Origin of the sequence: Gordonia sp. HS-NH1 (genome assembly GCF_001418765.1) — a bacterium.
Lineage (GTDB): Bacteria > Actinomycetota > Actinomycetes > Mycobacteriales > Mycobacteriaceae > Gordonia.
In genome coordinates this window covers 1-477 of record NZ_LIYC01000127.1, presented here as the reverse complement: position 1 = coordinate 477, position 477 = coordinate 1, and the positions used below count along the sequence as shown (strand labels likewise).

Genomic DNA, 477 nt, shown 5'->3' with positions numbered 1-477 from the left:
TTTCGACTCAACGACCGAGGTTTGACTCTGAACGTGGCCGGTCATCACATACTGCTCGAGTCCCAAGAGGTTCGGTTTTGGTACGACTTCGGCAACGTAGCCTTCGAAGTGTCCTCATGACACTGATTCGATCGAAGTGCGACGAAGAGCGACCACTACAGAGGCGTCGAAGTTGATCAACCAAGTGTGCGAACTCGCGCGCCAATCTCTCCTTGCATTCTTCGACACCTACTCCAAGTCGACCGTCATATATGTGGAAATCCCTGGCAGCGATCGTGGAAAGACGCTGGACAGCTACTTCTTTCTTGACTCCGTCGATGTTCGCAACACTGACGAACTGTACGCTGACCTTGGGTTTACGTGGGGGTTCTCGATTCACCCGACCGCCGCGATCCTGACCGACGATCTCTCCATGCTGACCATCGAAGGCAACAACGTGCGCTTCAGATCATCGAGTGAAACGCCCCGGGTTTGTCG

1 protein-coding gene is annotated in these 477 nt (G+C 54.1%); it reads left to right on the top strand.

The window, feature by feature from the left end; all coding sequences use genetic code 11:
- Nucleotides 1-172: 172 nt before the first annotated feature.
- Nucleotides 173-477 (top strand): hypothetical protein (locus tag AMD30_RS24355; RefSeq protein ID WP_156354440.1); only part of this gene is annotated, 305 nt, incomplete at its 3' end.